Origin of the sequence: uncultured Cedecea sp., assembly GCF_947498825.1 — a bacterium.
Taxonomy (GTDB): domain Bacteria; phylum Pseudomonadota; class Gammaproteobacteria; order Enterobacterales; family Enterobacteriaceae; genus JGM124.
In genome coordinates this window covers 1-23,181 of the sequence record NZ_CANMLV010000030.1, presented here as the reverse complement: position 1 = coordinate 23,181, position 23,181 = coordinate 1, and the positions used below count along the sequence as shown (strand labels likewise).

At 47.8% G+C, this 23,181-nt stretch carries 21 protein-coding genes and 2 pseudogenes; 8 read left to right on the top strand and 15 right to left on the bottom strand.

All coding sequences use genetic code 11. The features are described from left to right. Positions 1-8 precede the first annotated feature (8 nt). From Q1A40_RS21010 to Q1A40_RS20985, 6 genes and pseudogenes are all read right to left on the bottom strand, one after another. Complete coding sequence (locus Q1A40_RS21010) at positions 9-1,097, bottom strand: alkylhydroperoxidase domain protein (protein WP_300004908.1); 1,089 nt, start codon at positions 1,095-1,097, stop codon at positions 9-11. Beyond that, a complete protein-coding gene (locus tag Q1A40_RS21005) occupies positions 1,094-2,140 on the bottom strand; it encodes a putative FMN-dependent luciferase-like monooxygenase (RefSeq protein ID WP_300004905.1) in 1,047 nt (348 codons plus the stop codon). Before Q1A40_RS21005 ends, Q1A40_RS21010 begins: the two co-directional genes overlap by 4 nt. Next, the gene (locus Q1A40_RS21000) at positions 2,137-3,756 is read right to left on the bottom strand and encodes an ABC transporter ATP-binding protein (RefSeq protein WP_300004902.1); all 1,620 of its coding nucleotides are present in this window, start codon (positions 3,754-3,756) and stop codon (positions 2,137-2,139) included. Before Q1A40_RS21000 ends, Q1A40_RS21005 begins: the two co-directional genes overlap by 4 nt. Then, positions 3,753-4,598 (bottom strand): ABC transporter permease, encoded by an 846-nt coding sequence (locus tag Q1A40_RS20995; RefSeq protein WP_300004985.1) that lies wholly within the window; start codon positions 4,596-4,598, stop codon positions 3,753-3,755. The genes Q1A40_RS21000 and Q1A40_RS20995 overlap by 4 nt, the downstream gene beginning before the upstream one ends. Before the next feature lie 11 nt (positions 4,599-4,609). Next, positions 4,610-5,554 (bottom strand): ABC transporter permease, encoded by a 945-nt coding sequence (locus tag Q1A40_RS20990; RefSeq protein ID WP_300004899.1) that lies wholly within the window; start codon positions 5,552-5,554, stop codon positions 4,610-4,612. Positions 5,555-5,564: 10 nt separating this feature from the next. Beyond that, a pseudogene (locus Q1A40_RS20985) lies at positions 5,565-7,191 on the bottom strand (TIGR04028 family ABC transporter substrate-binding protein). A gap of 505 nt (positions 7,192-7,696) precedes the next feature. Here Q1A40_RS20985 and cycA point away from each other — a divergent pair. Next, positions 7,697-9,100 (top strand): D-serine/D-alanine/glycine transporter, encoded by a 1,404-nt coding sequence (gene cycA, locus Q1A40_RS20980; RefSeq protein ID WP_300004896.1) that lies wholly within the window; start codon positions 7,697-7,699, stop codon positions 9,098-9,100. A 66-nt stretch (positions 9,101-9,166) separates the two neighbouring features. On the opposite strand, the pseudogene Q1A40_RS20975 reads toward cycA, so the two are convergent. The 4 genes and pseudogenes from Q1A40_RS20975 to Q1A40_RS20960 all read right to left on the bottom strand — a co-directional run. Further along, positions 9,167-9,366: pseudogene (locus tag Q1A40_RS20975) on the bottom strand (amidohydrolase); the annotation flags it as partial. A gap of 100 nt (positions 9,367-9,466) precedes the next feature. Then, on the bottom strand, positions 9,467-10,432 hold the full coding sequence (locus tag Q1A40_RS20970; protein ID WP_300004893.1) for a DMT family transporter: 966 nt from the start codon (positions 10,430-10,432) through the stop codon (positions 9,467-9,469). A gap of 80 nt (positions 10,433-10,512) precedes the next feature. Further along, a complete protein-coding gene (locus tag Q1A40_RS20965) occupies positions 10,513-11,340 on the bottom strand; it encodes an AraC family transcriptional regulator (protein ID WP_300004890.1) in 828 nt (275 codons plus the stop codon). 60 nt (positions 11,341-11,400) lie between these two features. Further along, positions 11,401-12,267 (bottom strand): SDR family oxidoreductase, encoded by an 867-nt coding sequence (locus Q1A40_RS20960; RefSeq protein ID WP_300004887.1) that lies wholly within the window; start codon positions 12,265-12,267, stop codon positions 11,401-11,403. A gap of 91 nt (positions 12,268-12,358) precedes the next feature. On the opposite strand from Q1A40_RS20960, the gene Q1A40_RS20955 reads away from it, so the two are divergent. Next, positions 12,359-12,754 (top strand): helix-turn-helix domain-containing protein, encoded by a 396-nt coding sequence (locus Q1A40_RS20955; RefSeq protein WP_300004885.1) that lies wholly within the window; start codon positions 12,359-12,361, stop codon positions 12,752-12,754. 5 nt (positions 12,755-12,759) lie between these two features. On the opposite strand, the gene Q1A40_RS20950 is transcribed toward Q1A40_RS20955, so the two are convergent. After that, positions 12,760-13,182 carry a helix-turn-helix domain-containing protein gene (locus Q1A40_RS20950; protein ID WP_367275774.1) on the bottom strand — a complete coding sequence of 141 codons (423 nt, stop codon included), beginning with the start codon at positions 13,180-13,182 and terminating at the stop codon, positions 12,760-12,762. A 69-nt stretch (positions 13,183-13,251) separates the two neighbouring features. On the opposite strand from Q1A40_RS20950, the gene Q1A40_RS20945 reads away from it, so the two are divergent. Then, a complete protein-coding gene (locus tag Q1A40_RS20945) occupies positions 13,252-14,475 on the top strand; it encodes an MFS transporter (protein WP_300004882.1) in 1,224 nt (407 codons plus the stop codon). A gap of 369 nt (positions 14,476-14,844) precedes the next feature. On the opposite strand, the gene Q1A40_RS20940 is transcribed toward Q1A40_RS20945, so the two are convergent. Beyond that, on the bottom strand, positions 14,845-15,033 hold the full coding sequence (locus Q1A40_RS20940; RefSeq protein WP_300004879.1) for a hypothetical protein: 189 nt from the start codon (positions 15,031-15,033) through the stop codon (positions 14,845-14,847). A gap of 441 nt (positions 15,034-15,474) precedes the next feature. Next, positions 15,475-15,708: a helix-turn-helix domain-containing protein gene (locus Q1A40_RS23235; RefSeq protein WP_367275779.1), complete on the bottom strand. Its 234-nt coding sequence runs from the start codon at positions 15,706-15,708 to the stop codon at positions 15,475-15,477. Positions 15,709-17,174: 1,466 nt separating this feature from the next. Between Q1A40_RS23235 and Q1A40_RS20935 the strand changes: the two genes are divergently transcribed. Next, entirely contained in the window at positions 17,175-18,761 is a 1,587-nt protein-coding gene (locus tag Q1A40_RS20935; RefSeq protein ID WP_300004876.1) for a carbohydrate porin, read from the top strand. A 199-nt stretch (positions 18,762-18,960) separates the two neighbouring features. After that, positions 18,961-19,707 (top strand): 3'(2'),5'-bisphosphate nucleotidase CysQ, encoded by a 747-nt coding sequence (cysQ, locus tag Q1A40_RS20930; RefSeq protein ID WP_300004874.1) that lies wholly within the window; start codon positions 18,961-18,963, stop codon positions 19,705-19,707. On the opposite strand, the gene Q1A40_RS20925 is transcribed toward cysQ, so the two are convergent. Beyond that, positions 19,694-20,254 (bottom strand): YtfJ family protein, encoded by a 561-nt coding sequence (locus tag Q1A40_RS20925; protein WP_300004871.1) that lies wholly within the window; start codon positions 20,252-20,254, stop codon positions 19,694-19,696. The two genes, cysQ and Q1A40_RS20925, sit on opposite strands and share 14 nt — an antisense overlap. Before the next feature lie 326 nt (positions 20,255-20,580). On the opposite strand from Q1A40_RS20925, the gene Q1A40_RS20920 reads away from it, so the two are divergent. After that, on the top strand, positions 20,581-20,787 hold the full coding sequence (locus Q1A40_RS20920) for a DUF1107 domain-containing protein (RefSeq protein ID WP_300004868.1): 207 nt from the start codon (positions 20,581-20,583) through the stop codon (positions 20,785-20,787). Positions 20,788-20,840: 53 nt separating this feature from the next. Here Q1A40_RS20920 and Q1A40_RS20915 read toward each other — a convergent pair whose 3' ends face one another. After that, positions 20,841-22,175: a hemolysin family protein gene (locus Q1A40_RS20915; RefSeq protein WP_300004865.1), complete on the bottom strand. Its 1,335-nt coding sequence runs from the start codon at positions 22,173-22,175 to the stop codon at positions 20,841-20,843. 254 nt (positions 22,176-22,429) lie between these two features. Between Q1A40_RS20915 and Q1A40_RS20910 the strand changes: the two genes are divergently transcribed. Together Q1A40_RS20910 and Q1A40_RS20905 are read left to right on the top strand one after the other, a co-directional pair. Further along, positions 22,430-22,846 (top strand): lysozyme inhibitor LprI family protein, encoded by a 417-nt coding sequence (locus Q1A40_RS20910; RefSeq protein ID WP_300004863.1) that lies wholly within the window; start codon positions 22,430-22,432, stop codon positions 22,844-22,846. Between the two features lie 227 nt (positions 22,847-23,073). Next, positions 23,074-23,181, top strand: a 108-nt coding sequence (locus Q1A40_RS20905) for a helix-turn-helix domain-containing protein (RefSeq protein WP_300004979.1), incomplete at its 3' end; no start/stop codon positions are given.

Here is a 23,181-nt window from a genome sequence, read left to right as displayed (position 1 = left end):
ACAAGAAATTAATTAAATGGCTCACCAAGAGTCAACATCAAGCGGTTAGCCCAGGCAAAAAATGCCGTCGACTGCACTAAGTCCAACAGTTCTAATTCACTTAATCCTTGTTCTCTCAGAATCGCTACCTGTTGTGCACTGGCCGTGGCAGGTGTGGCTGAAAGTGCGGCTGAGAAATTAATCTCTGCCTGCCAACGTGAAGACTGACCTTCACTTAATTGCTGGCCGGGCTGAATCGCCAGTAGCTTGTCGATAGCCTCACTTTGTTTGGCAAGCTGCCCCGCTTTTCGGGCATGCACCGAGGCACAAAAGATACAGCCATTAATTTTACTCGCGATAGTGGCGGCAAGCTCACGTTCAGCGCGTGGCAGGCCCCCTGGCGTAAAGAAGATACCTTTATCGGTCAGGGTCCGTTGCTCCAGTACCGGCAGATTACGCCCCAGTAAGCGGAAATAATCGGAGTTTTGATGACCAAAACGTTTCAGGGTTTCTTGCTCATCAGGATTAAACTCGCTAAAGGCTTTTGCCGGTAGCCAGGCTTCCCAGCCTAATTCTGCCTGAGTAAATGCCTGAGGTGCTGATTTGCCACTCAGAGTATGAGACTGATGATGCCATTCTCCCGCTCCGGGAATGCGTTCCTGCTCACCGCTGACCGATTTGTCGCCGAGTAAACGCAGACCGCGTAGCAGACGGCTCTGGAAAGCCACAAAACCAATAATTTGCGATAAGGTAACAATCTCTTCTTCATTGAATCCGGCTGCGAGTAAGCCTTCTACCCCAGCAGGACTGACTTGTACTGGTTGAAAACTGAGTCGTTCAGCATGATCAAGCAGGGCGGCAAAGCGCTTGCTTACGGGCTCTGTGACGCGTTGATGATAATGATCGGCAAGCTGTGTGTCTTCATGCCATTCAGCAACCTGCTTTGCCAGAGTCAGACGTTCATTGAGCGTTAGACCACTGATACTGGTTTCACCAAATAAAGCCTGATAACTCCCTTGTGCATGCTGGGTTGCGGCATGGCGCGTTTCACGGGCCTCTGCCAGAGCGCTATTGGGAATAATCTCTGCCAGTTGATTGAGTAAATCTGGGTGACTCATGCTGTCTCCTTAGTGGGGGTCGGCGTAGGGGTAGAACGCGCTCCATGACTTGTCCAGCCGAATGCCGGGGCTACCTGCTGTGCCAGCAGTTCGATGGATCGCAAAATATAAGCATGGGGTGGGTCGATAGAGTGAACTTGAAACGATAAATCGGTGACTCGGGATAGAGTACTGTCCCGCCCTAATGAGGCGATAACCTGTCGGACATCACCAAGATGAACATCAAACAGGGCAATATGATCATCGAGGCTATTGCCTGACAGTTTATATCCCTGAAGCTGAAACTGTTCTGCCTGCTGGCGTAAACCCGGTACGGCTAATTGCCGCGCCTGTTCGCCGTCATCGGCCACAAACCCAGTGCGTGATGCGAGGATCCTCGGCTCAACACCTTCGGGAAGGGCATCAAGGTAAGCATCAATTATTGGATTCTGGATAACATCGAGCGGCGCATCGAGAGCATCAGCACTGCGGGGTTGTGTGCGCGATAGCATTAAACCATCGCCAGCCCTACCTGCCCGGGCACCACCATCAACGGAAAACGTTGCCTGCCAGATGCGTCGGGCAAGCTGAGGCGAAGACGGGTAGAGATGATTATCGGTCCCGGACAGGGGTTCATCATTCAATGCTGCACGCAGTAGCGTCAGATTTTCAGCATAGACTTTGCCACGATCGCTGCTTTGTAGCCCGAATGTGGGGAATGAACTCGGTGTTCCGCCAGATCCCACGCCTAATTCGAAACGCCCTTTACTTAATAAATCCAGTACTACCGCGTCCTCTGCGACCCGTAGTGCGGATTCCATGGGTAAAGTAATAATTCCTGTTCCTAGTCGGATCCGTTGCGTTTGCGCCGCAAGGTAACTTAAAAACACCAGGGGAGCAGGAAGACCTCCCTCTGCTTCGTGGAAGTGATGTTGAGCAACCCATGCGCTATCAAATCCTTGGCGCTCCGCATGGAGAATTTGCTCTGTCGCTAATCGGTAGCGCTCACTGGCAGGAACATTGTCCAACAGGCGAGTAAAGAAACCGAGTCGTTTAATGGTCATGCGATGCTCCTTTCAGTGACAGGTATTGTGGGAATGGCATTCAGTAATTGTCGGGTGTAGTCACTGGCAGGGGAGTTAAAGACATCTGCTATTTGGCCGCTATCGACTAATTTTCCGGCTTGCAGTACCGAGACGCTGTGCGCCAGCTGACGTACGGTTGCCAGATCGTGGGAAATGAACAGATAACTCAGGCCCAGCTGCTGCTGAAGATTGTCGAGTAATTGCAGGATCTGAGCCTGAACGGTGACATCTAATGCCGAGGTGGCTTCATCGAGTACTAAAATTTGCGGTTCAAGTATCAGTGCCCTGGCGATTGCCACACGCTGACGCTGCCCGCCAGAGAGCTCCCGCGGTTTACGGGTTAAAATGTCAAGCGGGAGCGCAACTTTGTGGGTAATGGCTTCAACTTTTGCACGGCGTTCAGTCTTCGATAACTTACCAAAGTTTTTCAGCGGTTCTTCAATGATCTGAAATAATGTTTGGCTCGGATCAAGCGAAGCAAAGGGATTCTGATAGACCAGCTGAATTTTCTGCCGCAGTTGACGTCGGGCTTCCGGGCTAAGATGCGTGGTGTCGATACCATCGATTAATATGCGACCGGTATCTGGTCGCTGAAAACCGAGCAGAATACGCGCCAGGGTTGACTTACCAGAGCCTGACTCTCCCACTAAGGCATGAGTGGTGCCGCGATCAACGCGAAGCGAAACACCATCCAGCACTTGAAGCGTTTGTTCGTGACCTTTGCCGAGTGAAAAACTCTGGCTGAGGTTTTCAATTTCAATGGCTGCTGTGCGCGTGCCTGTTACCGGCCAGGAATGCAGCGTTTGTGATAATCCTGGAGCATCGGCAAAGAGTTGTCGGGTATAGGGGCTCTGCGGACGTAAGACTACCTCTGCCGTGGGACCTGCCTCCTGAATACGCCCATGCCGGAACACCATGATTTTGTCCGCACGCTGGGCGGCTAACGCCAGGTCATGAGTGACAAATAATAGCGCAGTGCCGGATTCGCGGCGTAAATTATCCAGCAAATCAAGAATACGTTTTTGAACCGTGACATCCAGTGCACTGGTGGGTTCGTCGGCAATAATCAGTAAGGGTTTGAGGGCGATGGCCATCGCTATCAGTACCCGTTGTTTCATGCCACCGGAAAGCTGGTGCGGATATTGATTCACCCGCAGGGCAGGGTGAGTCAGACCGACTTTTTCCAGCAATGATACAACCTGTGCATCGCGCAGTGATTTGGGCATTCGGGTATGCAGCTTGAGTACTTCAGCGACTTGCTGACCGATGGTTTTGACCGGATTTAATGCACTGCCGGGATCTTGTGGGATCAGACTAATACTGGCTCCCCGCAGACCATCAAGCTGACGTTCAGACCAGCGGCTAATCGGCTGTCCGTTAAGCTGGATCTCACCTGACTCAATGGTGCCGTTTTCACCCAGTAAGCCAATAATAGACTGAGCAAGCGTTGTTTTACCTGATCCAGACTCGCCGACCAAGGCCAGCACTTCTCCGGCATTAAGCTCAAAGGAAACATCATGTACCACGCGTTTATGGGTTCTCTGCTGTCGCCAGGCGATACTCAGGTCGTTAATTTTCAACAGGGGCGTTGTCATGCATTCCTCCTGGCAAAATGGTGACTCAGACGATTAACTGCTAATACCACTGCCACCACTACGAGGCCCGGGAAAGTGGATAACCACCATGCTGTTGCCAGGTAATTACGTCCTTCAGCAATCAGTAATCCCCATTCAGGGGTTGGAGGCGGTGTGCCATAACCGAGAAAACTTAAGGTGGAGAGTGCCAGGATTGCGCTGCCGAATTGCAGGGCTGCGAAGGCGAATACGGAGGTCATGGCATTGGGCAGGATATGTCGCCACAGTACCTGGGAAAAAGTAGCCCCGCTGCCAATTGCTGCTTCGACATAATCAAGATGGCGTATACGCACCACTTCCGCACGGGCCAGACGGGTAAAGTTAGCGACCGAGGTAATCCCCACGGCAATTGCTGCATTCACTGTGCCAAATCCCAGCAGGATGATGATACTTAGCGAGAGTAACAGGCCCGGGATCGCGAGCAGAACATCAACACCACGCATCAGAATATTTTCAGTTTTACCGCCAGTCGCACCGGCAATTAAGCCAAGGGCAACGCCGACAACCAGACCCAAAGCAACCGCGACTAAGGCGCCGGAAAGAGAATGGGATGCGCCCCAGACAATACGTGCATAAAGATCGCGGCCCAACTGATCGGTGCCTAACCAGTGTCCTGCCTGAGGAGCAAGACGCTGAGCGCCTGGCAGCCCTTCAGTTGGGCTATAGTGGGTAAATAAGCCAGGAAATAACGCCCAGCTGGCAACCAGTAAGACGATAAGCCAGGCCAGCCATAAGCCGGGTTTAACTTCGACGTTTATCCTCAATAAACGGCGTGAGGTACGGCTTGCCAGCGGAGTATTCATATCAACGGTACTCATGCGGTCACTCCCCGAATAGACTTGAGACGCGGATCGAGTAAGGGATAAATCAGATCAACGAGTAAATTAATCACTACAAAGCTCAGGGCTGAGATCATCACGACAGCTTGTAATACCGCCGCATCCTGATTATTCACTGCTCGTTGCGTCAGCTGTCCCAGCCCGTTTAAACCAAATACCGTTTCGGTAACTAATGCCCCTGCTATTAATTCACCTAACAATAATCCAGCGACAGTGAGTACAGGCAGCAAGGCATTTCGGGCAACATGCCGCCATAACACACCGGCATGACTGCCACCCTTGGCGCGGGCAACGGCGATATAGGGTTGTGTTAATACCTGATCGATGCTGCGCATTAATAGCTGTGCCAGCGGGGCGCTGATAGGTACTGCCAGAGTGGCAACCGGCAGGACAAGTCCTTGCCAGAAACCAGGATTAATCACCGGTATGAGTCGCCAGTGGAAGGAAAATAGCTGAATCAGAGCAATGCCCAGCCAGAAGGTGGGTACGGCAATAAATAGCGCGGGAAGGTTAGCAAATAAAGATCGCAGCCAGCGCAGTGGTGTCAGGGTTGAGGCTGCGGCAATGATAACCGCCAGTACAATCGCTGTGATAAAACCTAATGCTGCCAGCCGCAGTGTCGGTGGCAGATTGGTACTGATAAGCTGACTGACTGACACGCCTGCTTCAACGGAATAACCAAAGTCTCCGCGCAACATATTACCAAGCGTCGTCAGGTATTGTTGCCAGACCGGGGTATTGTCCCCATAGGCAGCACGGATCTCTTGTATTTGTGCGGCGCTAAGCCCTAAGTCAGGGCTTTGAAATTTAATTAAAATCGCATCAGCAGGCAGAAACTGCAGCAGAATGAACGACAGGCTATAGGCCGCCCATAATACCAGTATTGCCTGGCTTAACCGGCCAGCCAGATAACGTATCATTCACCTCTCCTTATTCTTTCTCAAGCCAGGCGGTATAGAAGGACGGACGACCGACAGCTTCAAAGGCAATACCTTTTAATGCAGGCGAGCCGGCATAAACCTGGGGTTCTTCGAAAATAGGAATGACGTAGGCTTGTTCTATCAGGTAGCGTTGAGCATCACCCGCCAGGGCCAGACGTTTTTGTGGATCGACTTCAGAAGAGATACCGACCAGTAAGGTATTCAGCTTGTCATCACTGAATTGTGATGCTGCACTCAGCCCACCTTTTTGTAATAGCGCATCACGGTTAGCAGGGTGGAACTGGCTCTTAATCACATCGGGATCGGCACGACCCACTTCAATCACATTGGCGGGCGTTTTTTTGTGGATCGACAGTATCGATAGCATGGCTACCGGCGTCTCCTGAACGAATGGTCAGACCGACGCCCAGCGGCTTCCATTGCTGGGCAACCAGCTGCAAGACTTCTTTATTTTGTGGTTGCGGCAGGGATTCATAGATAGTCAGGTTGAGCGTTCTGCCCTCTTTCTCACGCAGACCGTTACTGCCTTTTTTCCAGCCTGCCTCATCCAGTAGTTTATTGGCGAGGTCGGGATCATATTTTAACCGATCGCGCAGGTCGACATAGCCCGCGGCGGTGGTAGCGACAATCGAAGTGGCTACCGGATAGTTGGGTGAGAAGAGAGTATCGACCACTTGTTGGGCATTAGTGCCGTGTAATAAAGCCTGGCGAACCCGAATATCGGAAACCAGCGGATTATCAGGGCGCAGAGCAATACCATCGTTTACCCCACGGGTTGGCGCGGCATAAACCGGGAATTGCTGGTCGCTGGCCTGTTTTTCATCATAGGCTTGGATCTGACGAATAAAATCGGCTTGTCCCGCGAGCAAAGCACCAATACGTACGCTGTCTTCTGGTGTTACGAGGATCTTGATGCTATCGAGGTTAGCCGGACCTTGCTGAGGACTGTTTTTCGGTCCCCATAGATAGTCCTTACGGGCTGCAAGATTGACTTCCCGTCCCAGCACTTCACTTTTAACCACGAATGGGCCGGAGCCGATAATATTGCGGGCATCGCCAAGTTCATCAAAACTGCGGTTGAGGGTTTTGACTGACACCAGTCCGGAACCAATAGTGGCAGTGCCTTGCAGGAAACCGGGGGAAGGCTTTTTAAAGTAAAACTTCACCGTCAGGGGATCGATAACCTCACTATGGTCATAGTTATTAATCACTTCGGATACGGGCAAACGTAGTGCTTTATTGCCGAGCCCGTAGGTATCAAAGTTTTTTGCAACCGCAGCGGCATCCAATGGGGAGCCATCAGAGAAGGTCACCCCTGGACGTATTTTAAAGGTATATTCCGTTTTATCCGGGTTACTGCTCCATGACTCAGCTATCCAGGGTTCAACTTCCAGTGTTTGCGGGTTTTGCCAGGTTAGCTTGTCAGTAATTTGGTTCAGGATCCCGCCATTAGGGTAAAAGCCACCGGCAGGAGGATAGAGATTGGTATGCGCCTGTTGCTCCAGATAAACCAAATCACCCCCTTTTACTGGGGCGGCAAAGCTATTCAATGCCGTCAAAGTGGTTGCCAGCGCCAGGCTGTGGGCCAGCAGGTTACGACGAGGGAGTAATGGCATGGTAGTTTCCTTTATATTGTCCGGCAATTTATGGCGCTATCTGCGACCTGAGCTCCATAACATCGCAATCGATAAAGGATGAAAACGAAGAAAAATGACTAACGATGTTTGAAAATTAACTTAACCTGGATGATTGCTCATAAATTGGCTGTAGATTGTGACGAACAGGAAAGAAAATAAGGCGGCAAAGGGTAGCTGGAGCGACATTTCCACAGGAGATTAAGCTGAAAGCGCTATCGCGGTTATATGAAAAATAGCTTATAGATTTAAAGAGGTTAATTTCTTTTGGCTCGCTATCTTTGTATGCTGAAAGATTCTATAACTTGCAATGCAAATGAGATTTTGCACTCAAATATAACAAAAAATTAACATTTGAGCGCCTTATCGGTATGCAATTGGTCGGTTACTGCCTACTATCAGCAGAGTTTTATACTTAATATAGTTATAAAAAACGTAATAATAAGGCCGTCAGAGCCTGAGAACAGACAAGTACAGGGAAAAAGACATGGGAAAGCAGATAAAAAGCGCGAGCGAAGCGAGTGTTTCCGCCGAGCCGTCGCTCCAGCGTAATCTTACTAATCGGCATATTCAGCTGATTGCTATTGGTGGAGCCATTGGTACCGGGTTGTTTATGGGATCAGGCAAAACGATAAGTCTTGCCGGGCCGTCGATTATCTTCGTTTATATGATAATCGGCTTTATGTTGTTCTTTGTGATGCGAGCGATGGGAGAGCTGCTGCTCTCTAATCTTGAATATAAGTCATTCAGTGATTTTGCGGCGGACTTACTTGGGCCATGGGCGGGTTATTTTACCGGTTGGACCTATTGGTTTTGTTGGGTGGTTACCGGAATGGCGGACGTTGTGGCGATTACCGCCTATGCGCAGTTCTGGTTTCCAGGGCTGTCAGACTGGATTGCTTCTTTAGCGGTAATACTCCTGTTACTGGGCCTGAATCTGGTCACGGTTAAGCTGTTTGGTGAAATGGAGTTCTGGTTTGCGATGATCAAAATTGTCGCCATTGTCGCCCTGATCGTTGTTGGGTTGGTAATGATCCTGACGAACTTTCATTCGCCATCGGGGGTTGAAGCCTCTGTCGCTAACCTTTGGAATGACGGTGGCTGGTTCCCTAAAGGGCTCAGTGGGTTCTTTGCTGGTTTCCAGATAGCTATCTTTGCCTTTGTAGGTATTGAACTGGTGGGTACAACCGCTGCTGAAACGAAAGACCCGGAAAAATCGCTGCCGCGTGCGATTAACTCGATTCCCTTACGTATTATCATGTTCTATGTATTCTCACTGATTATCATTATGTCAGTGACGCCATGGAGCTCCGTAGTACCTGATAAGAGCCCATTTGTGGAGCTGTTTGTGCTGGTGGGATTACCTGCAGCGGCAAGTATTATCAATTTTGTGGTTCTGACTTCAGCGGCATCTTCAGCAAACAGTGGTATTTTTTCTACCAGCCGTATGCTCTATGGCCTGGCGCAGGATGGTGTGGCGCCAAAGGCCTTTGCTAAGTTATCTAAGCGTTCTGTTCCGGCAAAAGGATTAACCTTTTCCTGTATGTGCTTGCTGGGCGGCGTGGTGATGCTGTATGTGAATCCAGATGTTATCTCCGCCTTTACGATGATAACCACGGTATCGGCGATTTTGTTTATGTTCGTCTGGACTATCATTCTGTGTTCGTATTTGGCGTACCGGAAACGCAGCCCTCAATTGCATGCTCGTTCTATCTACAAAATGCCGTTTGGTAAACTGATGTGCTGGGTATGTATGGCCTTCTTCGCAGCAGTACTGGTGCTGTTAACGCTGGAAGATGATACCCGTGAGGCGCTTATCGTGACACCGGTATGGTTTGTTATGTTAGGAATCGGCTGGTTCTTCTTATCGAGAAGAAATCAGACCAAATAAGCCATTGGGTTGCATTCAGTAAGATAAGTAAAAAAGCAGCATAGTTAACGTTATGCTGCTTTTTTATCGCAGGGCAATAAGAGGTTCGCCATAGCCAATTTCAGCGACAACCCCGTCTTTAACCTCAGAGGTAGCAGACGAATATCCCCTTGTTGCAGCCAGCGAGTAATACGTTCTGTGGTAGCAAATTCCTGACTGGAAAGCTCCGGATGCTGGTGCAATTCGCGTCGCCAGTTAATCAGCTGCTTTGTATCGTACAGATGCATGATGTTGACTGCTCCCCGCCCTGAAGGACGGGGATTCCCAATTCACAGAGTCCAACCTAAATAAGAAAAGCTTATCTGGTAAAAATAAATAGATTAACGGTCACTCAGATATCGGAGTGATATTTTGTTTTTCTGGTTTGGCGGTAATCGCCAGCACGACACCCATAATCAAACATAAAATGCCAGTCAGAGTTAATAACGGTGGCCAGCTTTGGCGCAGCATAAAGGCATAGGTAAGACCTGTCAGGATCTCAAATACCATAAGTGGCCCGGCCACGACGGTCGGCAGGCGTTGACAGGCAATATTCCAGCACAGATTACCAACCCAGGAACAGAGGACAGCGATGGCTAGCATCAGGCTAATAAAAAGCAGCGGTCGTGGGCCAAAAGGTAAAGCAAAACTACTGTTATCCTGAGCGGTCCAAAAGCAGACAGCAATATAGCCGACCAGGGATAATGGCAGGGTCGCCAGCCCCTGGGCTGTTGCCCACATTATCGGATTTTTATCCGGATTCTCACGCAGCCAGCGGGCATTACGCAGCGCATACCAGGCCCAGCAAATTACTGCTACCAGCGCCAGCAGAATACCGCTGATATAGCGCCACCAGCTAAAATCGGTCGATGCATGACTGTCGAGTTCGTCAATATTGACCATGATAAGCCCAGCAGCAATGGCTACCAGAGAGGGAGCAAGGCGACGCCAGGGCAGTTTCCCATCACGTTTGCTGTACAGCAGATTAGCAAAAATAGGGATAACCACCGGCAGAGTGCCGATAATCATGGTTGCGATAGGCGCTCCGGTACGCTGAATCGCACTGGCAAGACAAAGGTAATAAATCAGATTACCAAAGGTAGAAAGTTTCATGGCAGTCCACCAGTCTGCCCGACTTAAGGCACGCAGACGCTGACGACCCAGCCAGGCGATAGGGATAGCAATCAGGCCTAAAGCCAGGTAACGCCCGGTAGACTGAAAGGCAGCAGAGTAGTCTGGCACAATAACCGGCCCGACAAAGATAAGTCCCCACATGATACCCGCGAGTAGCGCGTAGAATACGCCAACCAACATTTTTCTTATCCCGAATAATGACAATATGGCGTCAGTGTAGGGGGCTAAATATTAAATATATTGTACCAGGTTGCGCTCTTTTATTTCCGCGTGACCTGTTTTTGATAGCGTACTGGCGTAATACCATAACGTCGGGTGAAGGCTTTTGTCAGGTGTGACTGATCCACCAGTCCACACTGGACTGCGACTTCCGCCGCCGGTATTCCCGCGGTGAGAAATTGTTTGGCGTGCCAGAGGCGAATCGCCATCAGCATTTGATGCGGTGTTACGTGATAATGGGCTTTAAACTGGCGCTGAAAATGATAGGGACTGAGCGAAAGCAGGGCAGCCAAGGTATCCAGAGTAATAGTATGCATATAGTTATCATGCAGATATTCTCTTACCCGTATAAAACGGTTGGTGGCATCAGGAGCTCTGCCTGGCGTATGGTGCGCATAAGGACGAAAGGTCTCCACCAGATGAAGCAGTAAACCTTGTTGGCTTAAGGTATCCGGAGCCTGCCATAAGCCACCAATAAGATGAGATATCTGCCGTGCCCGCAGCGGATCGTGATTCACCGCAGCATTAAACCACCAGTTGCGTTCCCCGGTCAGTGACTCGAGAAAATCGGGTTCAAGATAAATCATCCGGTACTGCCAGCCATCATCACTGGCTGACTCACCGGTGTGTAGCTCATCCGGGTTCATCAGTACCAGAGAATCAGCTGGGGCAACCAGCTGTTCACCACGGTAGCGAAAACGCTCTGCTCCCCGGGTAATTGCACCCACGCCAAAAGCCTCATGGGTATGAGGCTCAAAAGCATATTTGGTGATATGAGCGTGATAAAGCTCAACGCCAGCCAGCTGTGGAAGGTGACGGAACTGGGCTCGGTCTCGTTCATCAGCGAAAACGGCGGGAACACCTTGCACGATATTTCTCCTCTGGGCTTTTCCCCACAGTATAAAGCGCTCTGTGGGGAGAGCCAGAGATTAAGCGTTTTTCAGTGCAGACAGGGCTTCTTTAACGCTGATACTCAGTGGCACCGTTGGGCGACCAATTAACTGGCTAAGCTGACGTTTATCATCAAATAAACCGCCTTTTGAGGCACCCGTATCGGAGTTTGCCAGCACACCCGCCAGTCCTTCAGGTAAGCCGGCATGCAGTAATGCCGCCTGAAAATCTGCTTCGCTCAGATTCTGATAACGAAGCGCAGTAGAGGTTTGTTGAGCCACTTCAGTGACCAGATCTGTCAGGGTCCAGGCCTCATCACCTGCCAGTTCATAGACTTTACCGGCCTGGTCATCCAGGACCAGGACTTTAGCGGCGGCGGCGGCATAATCAGCACGCGGGGAGGCAGATATTTTGCCTTCGCCAGCGCTACCGATAAAGACGCCATGTTCCAATGCCGGTGGCAGGGAAGCGAGGTAGTTTTCGGTATACCAGCCATTACGCAGCAGGACAAACGGGATACCGGAGTCAGCCAGCAGCTTTTCAGTTTCGATATGTTCAGCGGCGAGTGCCAGCGGGGAATCAGTGGCATGCAGTAAGCTGGTATACGCAATCAGTTTAACCCCGGCTTGTTTTGCTGCCTCAATCACCTTACGGTGCTGTGCCACGCGCTGCCCGACTTCGCTGGAAGAGATCAGCAGCAATTTTTCTACGCCAGCAAAGGCCTTAGCCAGTGCTGCCTGGTCATTATAATCGGCCGCCCGTACTTCTACTCCAGATTGTGCCAAGTCAGCCACTTTGGCCGGATTACGTACGACAGCGACCAGTTTTTCAGCTTCAACATAGGTAACTAATTCTTCAATAACCAGACGGCCTAATTGACCGGATGCCCCTGTGATTGCAAACATTGTGACTCTCCTGCGTGATGTTTTGGTGATGTTGTGTCACACTAACATCCTAGCTAACTTTTAGTAAGTACGTACAAAAAGGTAAGTATGAATGAGTGATTTAATCGCCCGACCCCGTCTGATCTCCGAGCTACAGCGTGACGGTGATTTATTTGCCGCAGCCTGCCCTTCACGGGAGATACTGAAACATGTCACCAGCCGCTGGGGGGTTCTGATCCTTATCGCTCTACAGGGAGGGACCCATCGCTTCAGCGAGCTGCGGCGCAAGATGGGGGGCGTCAGTGAAAAAATGCTGGCGCAAACCTTACAATGGCTGGAGGCGGATGGCTTTGTGACGCGCCATTCCTATCCGGTTGTGCCACCTCATGTTGAATATACCTTAACGCCATTGGGGGCTGAGGTTGCGGATAAAGTAGAGGCATTAGCCGACTGGATTGAAATAAACTTATCGAAAGTGATGGCTTCCCGTCAGCAACTTGATGAATAAAAACGTTACTCCGCTGCCTGTTTGAGAGCTTTACGGCGACTTTTTCCTGTTACCTCGACCAGTCGTTGAAAGGTTGGACACTCCATATGAGAGGGGGCCGGACAGTCTGCAACATGACGTAAAGTATCACGTAGCGCAGTCAGCTTATGGATTTGCTGGTCTATCTGGTCAGCCTTTTGATGTAGCAGCGTACGCGGCAGCTCAGGAGTTCCCTGGCGACCAAACATACTGGCAATTTCTTCCAGTGAAAAACCTGCGGATTTCCCCATGGCAATCAATTTTAGCTGGAGCACAACATGGTGCGGAAATTGCCGGCGTAGCCCGTGACGAGAGCTTGAAGAAATCAGCCCTATTTTTTCGTAATAGCGTAGCGCTGAAGGTTTGACTCCTGTCTGCTTAGCCACTTCACCAATATCAATAAATTTCATACTTGACCTCAAGCTGACTTTAACTTGTATCATCTCCCCATACCCTGTGTCAGGCAAGAGAGAAAAAGAATGCAGCAGGCTGAAATACCTTTAGTCACCAAAAATCAATCCGGGATCACGATTACCTTGGCACTATCAATGCTACTGGCATCACTCGGAACCAGTATCGCGAATATTGCCTTACCGACACTGAGCGTTGCGTTCTCCGCCCCCTTTGCACAGGTACAGGCGGTGGTCGTGGTCTATCTTGTGGCCTTGACTATTACGGTGGTCATTGCCGGTCGGCTCGGCGATCGTCATGGACTAAAGCCAATGTTGATGACCGGATTGGTGATTTTTGGCATGGCTTCACTGCTGTGTAGCGTTGCCGCAAATTTAGTATTACTGGTGGCAGCCAGGGCATTGCAAGGGATAGGGGCGGCATTTTTGATGACTCTGGCCATGGCGCTGGCCCGTCAGACAGCAGGTAAAGAACGGATCGGCCGTGCGATGGGGCTGCTTGGAACGGTTTCGGCGCTAGGAATGGCTATCGGACCTTCACTCGGAGGACTGCTGATTGAGCTTGCAGGGTGGCGTAGTCTGTTTTGGTTACAGCTATTATTAGCCGCTGTGGCCTTTATCTTTGCCGCAGTAACGCTGCCGGCTCAGCAGAATCGGGCTGCGGTGGTTAAAGTCACTATTTGGTCTGCACTGAATAGCCATCTGGCCCCCAGTCTTGTGCTGAACTTACTGGTGTTTGCGATTATGATGACCACCCTGACGGTGGGACCTTACTACCTGAGTCTGGGTCTGGAGTTGCAGGCCACGCAGGTCGGTCTGATTATGGCCGTCGGCCCGGTTATCTCTATTATTAGCGGGATCCCTTCCGGGCGACTGGTAGATAGCTGGGGCAGTAAACGTGTATTGTTTCTTGGACTGAGTCTGTTAACCGCAGGGGCTTTCCTGCTGGCATTTCTACCTAATATGATGGCGGCCAGTGGCTATATACTGGCGATGATTGTCCTGACACCGGGCTATCAGTTATTCCAGGCGGCCAATAATACCGGCACGCTGATGGACATCCCCAAAGAACGCCAGGGAACCGTATCAGGACTGCTTAATTTGTCGCGTAACGTTGGCATGATTACCGGAGCTTCGGGTCTCGGCGCGGTATTTGCGTTGGGTGTTGGAACCGCTGAACTGGCTCAGGCTAGCGAAACAGCCATTGCTACAGGGATGAAACTGACGTTTCTGGTGGCGGGTTGTATGATGATTTGCGCTATGGTGGTGGCGAGGCGCTCGGGGAGGGGATAAAACCACTCACCGCCCTTCGCGGTTGAAATGAGTTAATGTTCGGTATTTATTATAAATAATAACAGGTAGTTACCATTATTCCATGAATACAAGAATATGCCTGCGGTTCCCCAACCTGATCATACTCCAGGATATTACGGGTATTGGTATTATAACCAGAAGAGTATTCAATAAAATGCTTATTTGTAATCTGAGTTTCCGCCATTGCATTTAAAATAAATATATTATGTTGTAATTGTTTTATCTTCGTTAATTTGAATGCAATCCTGTTGATAAAATAAGCAAGATGATCCAGTCCGGTTGTTGATGATTAGTCCGGTCGCCAACATCGGACTGGATTATCTCTTGGGTGTCTGTTAGTTAAAGTGACTATTTCTTAATGTAGCTTTTATTAAACTCAGTCTGAAGCGCTTTATATGTGGTTTCAAACATATCGCGGATAACATACTCAGGCGTCTCTTTGGGGTTTGCGGCTAAATATCCAGATAATAAATTCCCAGTTTGACTAAATAATAATGCGATTCTTTCGTCAGAATACATTTTATCATCAGTAGACATAATATCACCTCATGTATTTATTTTGTTTAGTATTGTTGATATATATCCGATATTTTTCTGATTGTATGGATATTGACTGCGTTCAGCCCGCCGACTTACATAGCGTATCTGTGCTCATCGATGGACAGGGCTTTGACGCCTGCAGGCAATTCGAATCATTTAGGATATAAATCAGAAGGCTGAGCATGTATTTATTTCTAAGTACATAGCTATTAGCAACAGGGAAGCTATCACGTATATTTTGATATGAATGTGATGCCATCGACAAATATGTAATGTTACATAATAATCACTCATAAATAGTTATTGGAATTTTAATTCCCCTGAGCCCTGTCAGACACATCATATGTTTATGCTCATTACCAGAAGACATTCATCGACTACAAGCGACCCGAATGATGCAGGTTATCAATAGGTAACAAGTTAATAATATTTTAAATATTAGATAGTTATATGCTGTATGGGAGGGCGGTGTTCGACAGGATTTGTCCCTAAAGTATCGTGTCGGAAGGTCATTGGGCTGTATCCCATCACTCTTTTAAATTTCATACGGAAGTAGGCGCTATCAGTAAACCCTGCTATCAGCGTAACGTCAGAAATGTTCAGATCAGAGGGCAGAAAAAATTGACGTGCATATTTTATTTTCCGGAATAAAAGGTATTCTTTGACGGTTATTGAAAATCATCTTTTAAAATAACGGGTAAAATATAATGTTGACCACTTACGGAGGGATACTGTATCTGCCTCCGAAGAACGGACATTCTTCAACTGATATAAATACGTAATCAAAGTGTTGATATTGCTATCGGTCTGGTATTTTTTCTCTGTATTCAGAAAGAGTGTTTTTATACCATGATGATTACAAACTCTCTGAATATTGTCTTTTTCTATATCTTTTTTTTACTACATGCGAACGTTATATTTGTTCTGAATATCGTTAATCTTGTGGCGGTATTATTTAAGGGTGGAAGTATTATCTACTACTGTGACAATATTCTGAAACCACCTGAGTTAATTAATTGGTTTATGTCAGTTATTATGATTTCTAGTTTCTTTGGTACCGTATTTTTCGGCTGGTGATTCAAAAATATCGATAAGGTCAGAGGATTTAAATACGCCATGCTTCTTGAAACACTGCCGCTGGTCGGTATCGCCATCGGTGGGGTATTAATGGGTTGAATACTGGTTTCACTCCTGAGGTCTTTAGCACAGTGCCGGGTTAGTGTTCTATTACGATAATATAAACTATCTTATCTCTGTCTCTGTAAGCACTATGATGAGGTGAAGGGCGGTCTGTCTGGCTGTCAGTATTGCACGTTCGGTTATCCTGAGCCATATCAGGATGCAGACGATAAGCCAGTGTTGATAGTTTGAGTTATCAGGCCAATGAAACGCGTGAGACAGGCTAAAGTGGGGTGAGCTGCGTTAATATTATGGCTCAGCGCGACTGATTTTAGAAAGTCTGCTCAGCGGAAAAAGTGGTAATCCCGGGCAGAATTAGCTTGCTCTGTACAGCATAAGAATCGAAAAATGAATTTCATCATTAGCAATGAAATGTAAGTTACATCACAGATTACTCATTGAGAATAAAAACTGATTGCAGTCTCCGTCGCTAGTGAGACAATATTAGCGAACTTCGAAATAGTGTGAAGTTTATTTCGTTAATATGACCATAGGATTGCTACTGTTTTCCAGTTCGCTGGATAGCAGGCAAAACCTGAACAGGCTCCCGCATTGATTAATGCCAGGGAATTTGTTCAGGTTTTTTTTTGCTTTCAATATGCCGTCATGTAGCGCCTTGCCTGAGCATTGTCAGCGCTCAAACGGTGAATGACTTAACGAATAGGCTCAGTAGTGAATGAAATAAAGGAAACGAACAACAGAACAAAATAAATATATTAGTTAATGACATCGTTCTGATGAGAATCATCAGTTCCTAATATCTGCCAGTTATTAATATAACCGGCAAGGACTCAGTTCGCTTATACCCGTCATACTTCAAGTTGCTTGGGTGTTGCGTGCATGAGGCACGCCGAATCACATAGTTTATCTATGCTCATCGACGCGCCTCATTTCGCGCCTACAAGCAACTCGAATTATTTTGGGTATAAATATAATAATATTATCGAGGATAACTCGTAATGAAAAAACATTCTCTGAAACTAATAGTAGTTTTAATGGGTGCTGCACTTTTCTCAAATCATGCTATTGCAGCCAAATTGACCCTTGAGCAACGCCTTGAATTACTCGAACAAGAGTTACAGAAGACGAAAACAGAATTCAGTGAGTACAAGGCTCAACATCAGGCTTCAGTTGTGGCTCAATCATCACCGGCCCCGGTACAAAACTCATCGCCTGAAGCGAAGGCTATTCCGGTGACTGCCAGCTCGACGATTAATGTGACCAGCACCGATGCAGCGGGCAATAATAACCAGGCTGTCAGCATTAAAGATCTCAGCCAGTATGTTAAAGATGAAATAGGCTTCACCTATTCGGGATACCTGCGCAGCGGCTGGGCAACCAGTAACCGCGGCGCGCCACAGTCTTATGCTATCGGTTCACTCGGTCGTTTTGGTAACGAGCACAGTGGCTGGTTTGATTTGTTGTTAAAACAGCGAGTCTATAATCAGAATGGCAAATCGGCTGAAGCGATTGTCCAGTTAGACGGTAACGTAACGCAACAGTACGGATCGGGCTGGTTTGGTGATAATGCCGGTAATGAAAACCTACTGCAGTTCTCAGATATTTATCTGAATACCAAAGGTTTCCTGCCATTTGCTCCAGAGGCTGATTTCTGGGTCGGCCGACATGGTTTAGTGAAGTATGAAATTCAGATGCTTGACTGGAAGGCGGCCGTTTCGACCATCGGAGCAGGTGTAGGTATCGAAAACCTTGATGCTGGACCTGGCAAGCTTGATCTGTCACTGACCCGTGAAGATATGGATGTGTATTCACGTGACTTGGCCAGCAAAACCCAGACGAATACCAACGTTGTCGAAGCACGCTATAAAGATCTTCCTCTGTGGGATACCGCGTCACTAACGCTGATGGCAAAATACTCGATGGCCAATAAAACGGATACCCAAAAAGAGAATGAAAATAATAACAGCTTCTATAACCTGAAAGATGCCGGGCTGGGGACTGTCATTGTACATCAGCAACTGAGCAACAAAGGATTTAATGATTTTGCCCTCCAGGTGGGGAATAACTCCTACGCCAGCAGTTTTTCTAACTACAATGGTGCCAGTTCGAATGTGAGTAACAATGGCTACTATTATGGTGACCATACCAACGGTAAAGCATTCCGCCTGATTTCCCAGGGAGAGATGTACTTTGGCGATAAGATAATCATGGCGAATGCCCTGGTCTATTCAAAAGGGAACGATGTCTATAGCTATGAAAGCGGCGCACACAGTGACTTCGACAGTATACGCACCGTCGTGAGACCAGCCTGGGTTTGGGATAGCTACAATCAAACCGGCGTTGAACTGGGTTGGTTCACCCAGACGAACAAAACTCAGGCAGGACAAGATCTGAAAGAGTCCGGCTATAAAACTACGCTGTATCATGCTCTGAAGGTGGATACCAGTATCCTGACTTCACGTCCTGAAATCCGTTTCTACGGAACCTACTTGCACGTACTGGATAATGAACTGTCTGATTTCAGCTTCCAGGACCAGAAGAGCGATCAGTTCTCTCTGGGGGTTCAGGCCGAAGTTTGGTGGTGATCCTAACTCTCTAATCATGCCAGATATTCCCCGGTTATCGGGGAATATCTTACTGTAAATATCAAATTCAACACCATTGTTCATCTCTCCTTCCTCTGAGAACCGCATGTTGGTGCTCATTAATAGCGTATCGCAGCACAATGGGTTATAAATAAAAAATCTGTTCGACACGTATACCCGGACATTACGGAGGTGGACAATGCTAGATAAAATTTGCCAGCTGGCGCGCGAAGCAGGCGTGGCTATTATGCAAGTCTATGATGGGAAATCCCCACTTGACGCGGTTAAAAAGTCAGATGACTCCCCTGTGACGGCAGCAGATATTGCCGCTCATGGCATTATTGTCAAAGGACTCCAGGAGCTGACGCCTGATATCCCCGTACTATCCGAAGAAGATCCACAAGACTGGGAGACGCGCAAAAACTGGCAGCGTTACTGGCTGGTCGATCCTTTAGACGGTACTAAAGAGTTTCTGAAGCGTAACGGTGAGTTCACTGTAAATATTGCGCTTATCGATAAAGGCAAAGCGGTACTGGGGGTGGTGTATGCCCCGGTACTGAATGTGATGTATAGCGCGGCAGAAGGCAAAGCCTGGAAAGAAGAGCAGGGAAGACGTATTGAGATTCAGATCCAAGATGCGCGCCCTCCTTTGGTGGTGGTGAGCCGTTCACATGCAGATAGCGACACCGAGCTGAAAGAGTATTTACATCTGCTGGGTGAGCATCAGACTGTCTCAGTAGGATCTTCTCTGAAGTTTTGCCTGGTTGCTGATGGTCAGGCCCAGCTGTATCCTCGCTTTGGGCCGACCAATATTTGGGACACGGCAGCTGGTCATGCTGTTGCTGTGGCAGCGGGGGCCCATGTTCACGACTGGGAAGGTCGCGTACTTGACTATACCCCTCGTGAGTCCTTCCTTAATCCAGGTTTTCGCGTTACGGTTTATTGAGTAAACTCTGCAGCAGGCTTATCACCTGCTGTATCTCTTGCGGATTTAATGCTCCATCTTTAGCAAACTCAATGCGCCCGTCTTTATCCAGTACCACAATAGCGGAGCCTTCCGGGGTTAACTGCCATGCTTTTGCGGCAACCCCTTGGTCATCAACAATAAACTGAGACCAGGGGAACTGTTTTTTACTGTCTTCAATACTGTTTCTGACAAAAATACCGCTACCGATGATGGCATCATCAACATTGATAATGGTGGTGGTTTGGTATTGGTCATGAGGCAGATTGGCCGCTTTTATTGCTTCAATTAATGGCGCATTTTGTTCTTTAGCACTTGAACGGCCGGCAATATGCTGTAAAACCCGCACTTTTCCAGGTAGCCGGGCAGTATTCCAGTTTTTATAACTGAGCTGATTATTATCGAGAATTAACTCACCTTTATCGGCAATACCGACAGGGGGTAAGCGATGCTGTTCTTGAAAGAGATGGGCAGAAGCGATAAATGGAGTCAGTAATGCCAGAATTAACACAGCGTTGTGTCGGTTCATATGTTACCTCTTGTCGGAATAAAAAGGTTCCCGGAACTGAGGGTGACTATGTTAACAATATGTAGAAAATTATCGCGGATAGCGAATTGGACTTACCAGTTTGTGGACTACTGCACAGGTCGATGAGTCATTAGCCTCTATATTGAGGCTCGGCAGTTTTTGACGAGGATTTTTAGCATTTTGTCATCATTAAGTAAAAAAACTTATACACACTCGATGCCAGCTTGTTTCTGAATTATAGTTTTTAGGCATCAACTTTTTCGTCTCATCTCGCTGGACCAAGTGTGGTACCGCGGAGACGGCAATATTGCAGGAGTGAAAGAAAAATGAAAATTTTCCAACGCTACAATCCCTTACAAGTGGCTAAGTACGTGAAGATCCTGTTCAGAGGACGGTTATATATCAAGGATGTCGGTGCATTCGAGTTCGATAAGGGCAAGATCCTTATCCCAAGGATTAAAGATAAGCTACATCTGTCGGTGATGTCTGAAGTGAATCGGCAGGTTACGCTGATGCAGGCTGATGCCATGTAGCAATCTGAAACGGCCCTTGCGGGCCGTTTTTCGATTACCGGATAAGAAGAACCTTATTCAGCAAAAGCGGAAGCATCCGGGAGTTTAGGGATCACCGGACTTGCTTTAGGATCAATACGTGTGACCAGGAGTTGGTCAATTCGGTAGTTATCAATGTCAACCACTTCGAATTTATAGCCAGCCAGTATCACTGAATCGGTACGTTTCGGTATCTTACGCAGAATAAACATCATGAAACCGCCGATAGTTTCATAGTTACCGGACTGTGGAAATTCATCGATATCCAGAACGCGCATCACATCTTCAATTGGCGTCCCACCTTCAACCAGCCATGAATGTTCATCGCGAGCAACGATCTGTTCTTCCATGCCCTGACCGACTAAGTCACCCATCAGCGTTGTCATGACATCGTTCAGAGTAATGATCCCGACCACTAAAGCGTATTCATTCATGATGATGGCGAAGTCTTCACCAGCAGTTTTGAAGCTTTCCAGCGCCTCTGAGAGCGTTAGCGTATCGGGCACAATCAGCGCATTATGCAGCAGTACACCACTGTTGAGCGCCATACTTTGATTAGCCAGCACGCGATTCAGTAAATCTTTGGAGTCAACATACCCCAGGACATGATCGATATCGCCGTTACAAACTAAAAATTTAGAATGAGGATGTTCTGCAATGGTGGCTTTCAGATGCTGCTCGTCAGCATGTAAATCGAACCAGATGACGTTTTCACGAGAAGTCATTGAGGATGGAACGGTACGAGACTCCAGCTCAAATACGTTTTCGATTAATTCGTGCTCTTGTTTACGCAGTACACCAGCCAGGGCTCCCGCTTCAACCACGGCATAGATATCATCGGAAGTAATGTCTTCTTTTCGTACCATCGGCAGCTTGAAAAGACGAAAAATTGAATTGGATAACCCATTGAAAATCCAAACAAATGGTTTGAAAATATATAGGCAGAAACGCATCGGATTAACGACACGAAGCGCAATTGCTTCCGGGGATACCATCGCAATACGTTTTGGCGTCAGGTCGGCAAACAGAATAAACAGACTGGTCACCAGGGTGAAAGATAAAACAAAACTCAGCTGCTCAGAAAGTTCTGGAGATAAAAAACGTTCCAGTAATGCCTGGATGGCGGGCGAAAAAGCGGCATCACCGATAATACCACCCAGAATGGCGACAGCATTCAGGCCAATTTGTACTACGGTAAAAAAAGTACCCGGTGTTTCCTGGATTTTGAGCACGTGTTTGGCGTTGGTATTGCCTTCATCGGCCAGGAGTTTAAGTTTTATTTTGCGAGATGCGGCAAGTGAAATCTCAGATATTGAGAAAAAGGCACTAATGGCTATCAGAATAAGTATTATCAAAATACTGTTTAACATAATTTATCTGACTGCTGGAGTCAGATCCTCTGGGATAATGGATAACTAATACGTGAAAAAATGTCTGACTACATCTTATTATCTCAAGATGACAATTTTGACCATCAAGAGTATAGCCTAAAGAGTAAATTCGTCGCCAGCGTTCAAAGATGATGATTTTCTATCCAGATTGACTGAAAATTATGATTTCATCGCTTCCGGACTGAGGAAATAACTAACTTCTCGGTATCACTCTCACTTATACAGGTGTTTCTATGTTGCTAAAACCAGTCTTTTTTTTACTCTTAGCCAGCTACACTTTACCTGTGTTTGCCCAATCTCCGGCAGTTAACATTGATACAGAGCTTAAACAATGTCAGGACAAAGCGCAGACCACCCTGGATTCCAGTGAGTGCTATAGGCAGGCGATGGCTGACTGGGATAAAGAACTCAATACGCAATATCAGGCATTATTGAAAGAGAATCCTGAAAGCGTACGCAAGGCTTTGCGGGCTTCGCAACGACAATGGATTAAATATAAAGATTCTTATAACGAAGCAACCAACGAATTCTATCGCCAGGAGCAGGGGACTATCTGGGGGATTATTGCTGCTGAGACCAAGATGAATGTCATCAAAGATAAAGCGTTGAGTCTGTATCGTTTACGTCAAAGCACGCAGTTAGGCGATTAGTTTTCAGCAGCAACAGCCTTGGCCGGACTATTGCTATAAACGATGTGCTGATATTAACGTTCAGGCGGTAAGCAAATACCGATACCACCCAGGCCACAATAGCCGTTGGGGTTTTTCAGGAAGCGCCGTAAAACCTCGTTCTTCTAGGGCGAGGATATAAGGCGTGCTTTTGACCTTCTATCCAACCCGTCATTGACTTTTACATTCAATAAAATAAAATGTAAGGAATGAAGCGAGCATATAGATATAGATTCTATCCAACCCCCGAACAAATTGAGCTTTTGGCTCAAACATTCGGCTGTGTGCGTTTCGTCTATAACTCCACCCTTCGCTGG

Excerpts from the sequence above, each read along its gene's own strand:
- Q1A40_RS21010 (WP_300004908.1), bottom strand. The coding sequence starts at position 1,097 with ATGAGTCACCCAGATTTACTCAATCAACTGGCAGAGATTATTCCCAAT.
- Q1A40_RS21005 (WP_300004905.1), bottom strand. The coding sequence starts at position 2,140 with ATGACCATTAAACGACTCGGTTTCTTTACTCGCCTGTTGGACAATGTT.
- Q1A40_RS21000 (WP_300004902.1), bottom strand. The coding sequence starts at position 3,756 with ATGACAACGCCCCTGTTGAAAATTAACGACCTGAGTATCGCCTGGCGA.
- Q1A40_RS20995 (WP_300004985.1), bottom strand. The coding sequence starts at position 4,598 with ATGAATACTCCGCTGGCAAGCCGTACCTCACGCCGTTTATTGAGGATA.
- Q1A40_RS20990 (WP_300004899.1), bottom strand. The coding sequence starts at position 5,554 with ATGATACGTTATCTGGCTGGCCGGTTAAGCCAGGCAATACTGGTATTA.
- cycA (WP_300004896.1), top strand. The coding sequence starts at position 7,697 with ATGGGAAAGCAGATAAAAAGCGCGAGCGAAGCGAGTGTTTCCGCCGAG.
- Q1A40_RS20970 (WP_300004893.1), bottom strand. The coding sequence starts at position 10,432 with ATGTTGGTTGGCGTATTCTACGCGCTACTCGCGGGTATCATGTGGGGA.
- Q1A40_RS20960 (WP_300004887.1), bottom strand. The coding sequence starts at position 12,267 with ATGTTTGCAATCACAGGGGCATCCGGTCAATTAGGCCGTCTGGTTATT.
- Q1A40_RS20955 (WP_300004885.1), top strand. The coding sequence starts at position 12,359 with ATGAGTGATTTAATCGCCCGACCCCGTCTGATCTCCGAGCTACAGCGT.
- Q1A40_RS20950 (WP_367275774.1), bottom strand. The coding sequence starts at position 13,182 with ATGAAATTTATTGATATTGGTGAAGTGGCTAAGCAGACAGGAGTCAAA.
- Q1A40_RS20945 (WP_300004882.1), top strand. The coding sequence starts at position 13,252 with ATGCAGCAGGCTGAAATACCTTTAGTCACCAAAAATCAATCCGGGATC.
- Q1A40_RS20940 (WP_300004879.1), bottom strand. The coding sequence starts at position 15,033 with ATGTCTACTGATGATAAAATGTATTCTGACGAAAGAATCGCATTATTA.
- Q1A40_RS20935 (WP_300004876.1), top strand. The coding sequence starts at position 17,175 with ATGAAAAAACATTCTCTGAAACTAATAGTAGTTTTAATGGGTGCTGCA.
- cysQ (WP_300004874.1), top strand. The coding sequence starts at position 18,961 with ATGCTAGATAAAATTTGCCAGCTGGCGCGCGAAGCAGGCGTGGCTATT.
- Q1A40_RS20925 (WP_300004871.1), bottom strand. The coding sequence starts at position 20,254 with ATGAACCGACACAACGCTGTGTTAATTCTGGCATTACTGACTCCATTT.
- Q1A40_RS20920 (WP_300004868.1), top strand. The coding sequence starts at position 20,581 with ATGAAAATTTTCCAACGCTACAATCCCTTACAAGTGGCTAAGTACGTG.
- Q1A40_RS20915 (WP_300004865.1), bottom strand. The coding sequence starts at position 22,175 with ATGTTAAACAGTATTTTGATAATACTTATTCTGATAGCCATTAGTGCC.
- Q1A40_RS20910 (WP_300004863.1), top strand. The coding sequence starts at position 22,430 with ATGTTGCTAAAACCAGTCTTTTTTTTACTCTTAGCCAGCTACACTTTA.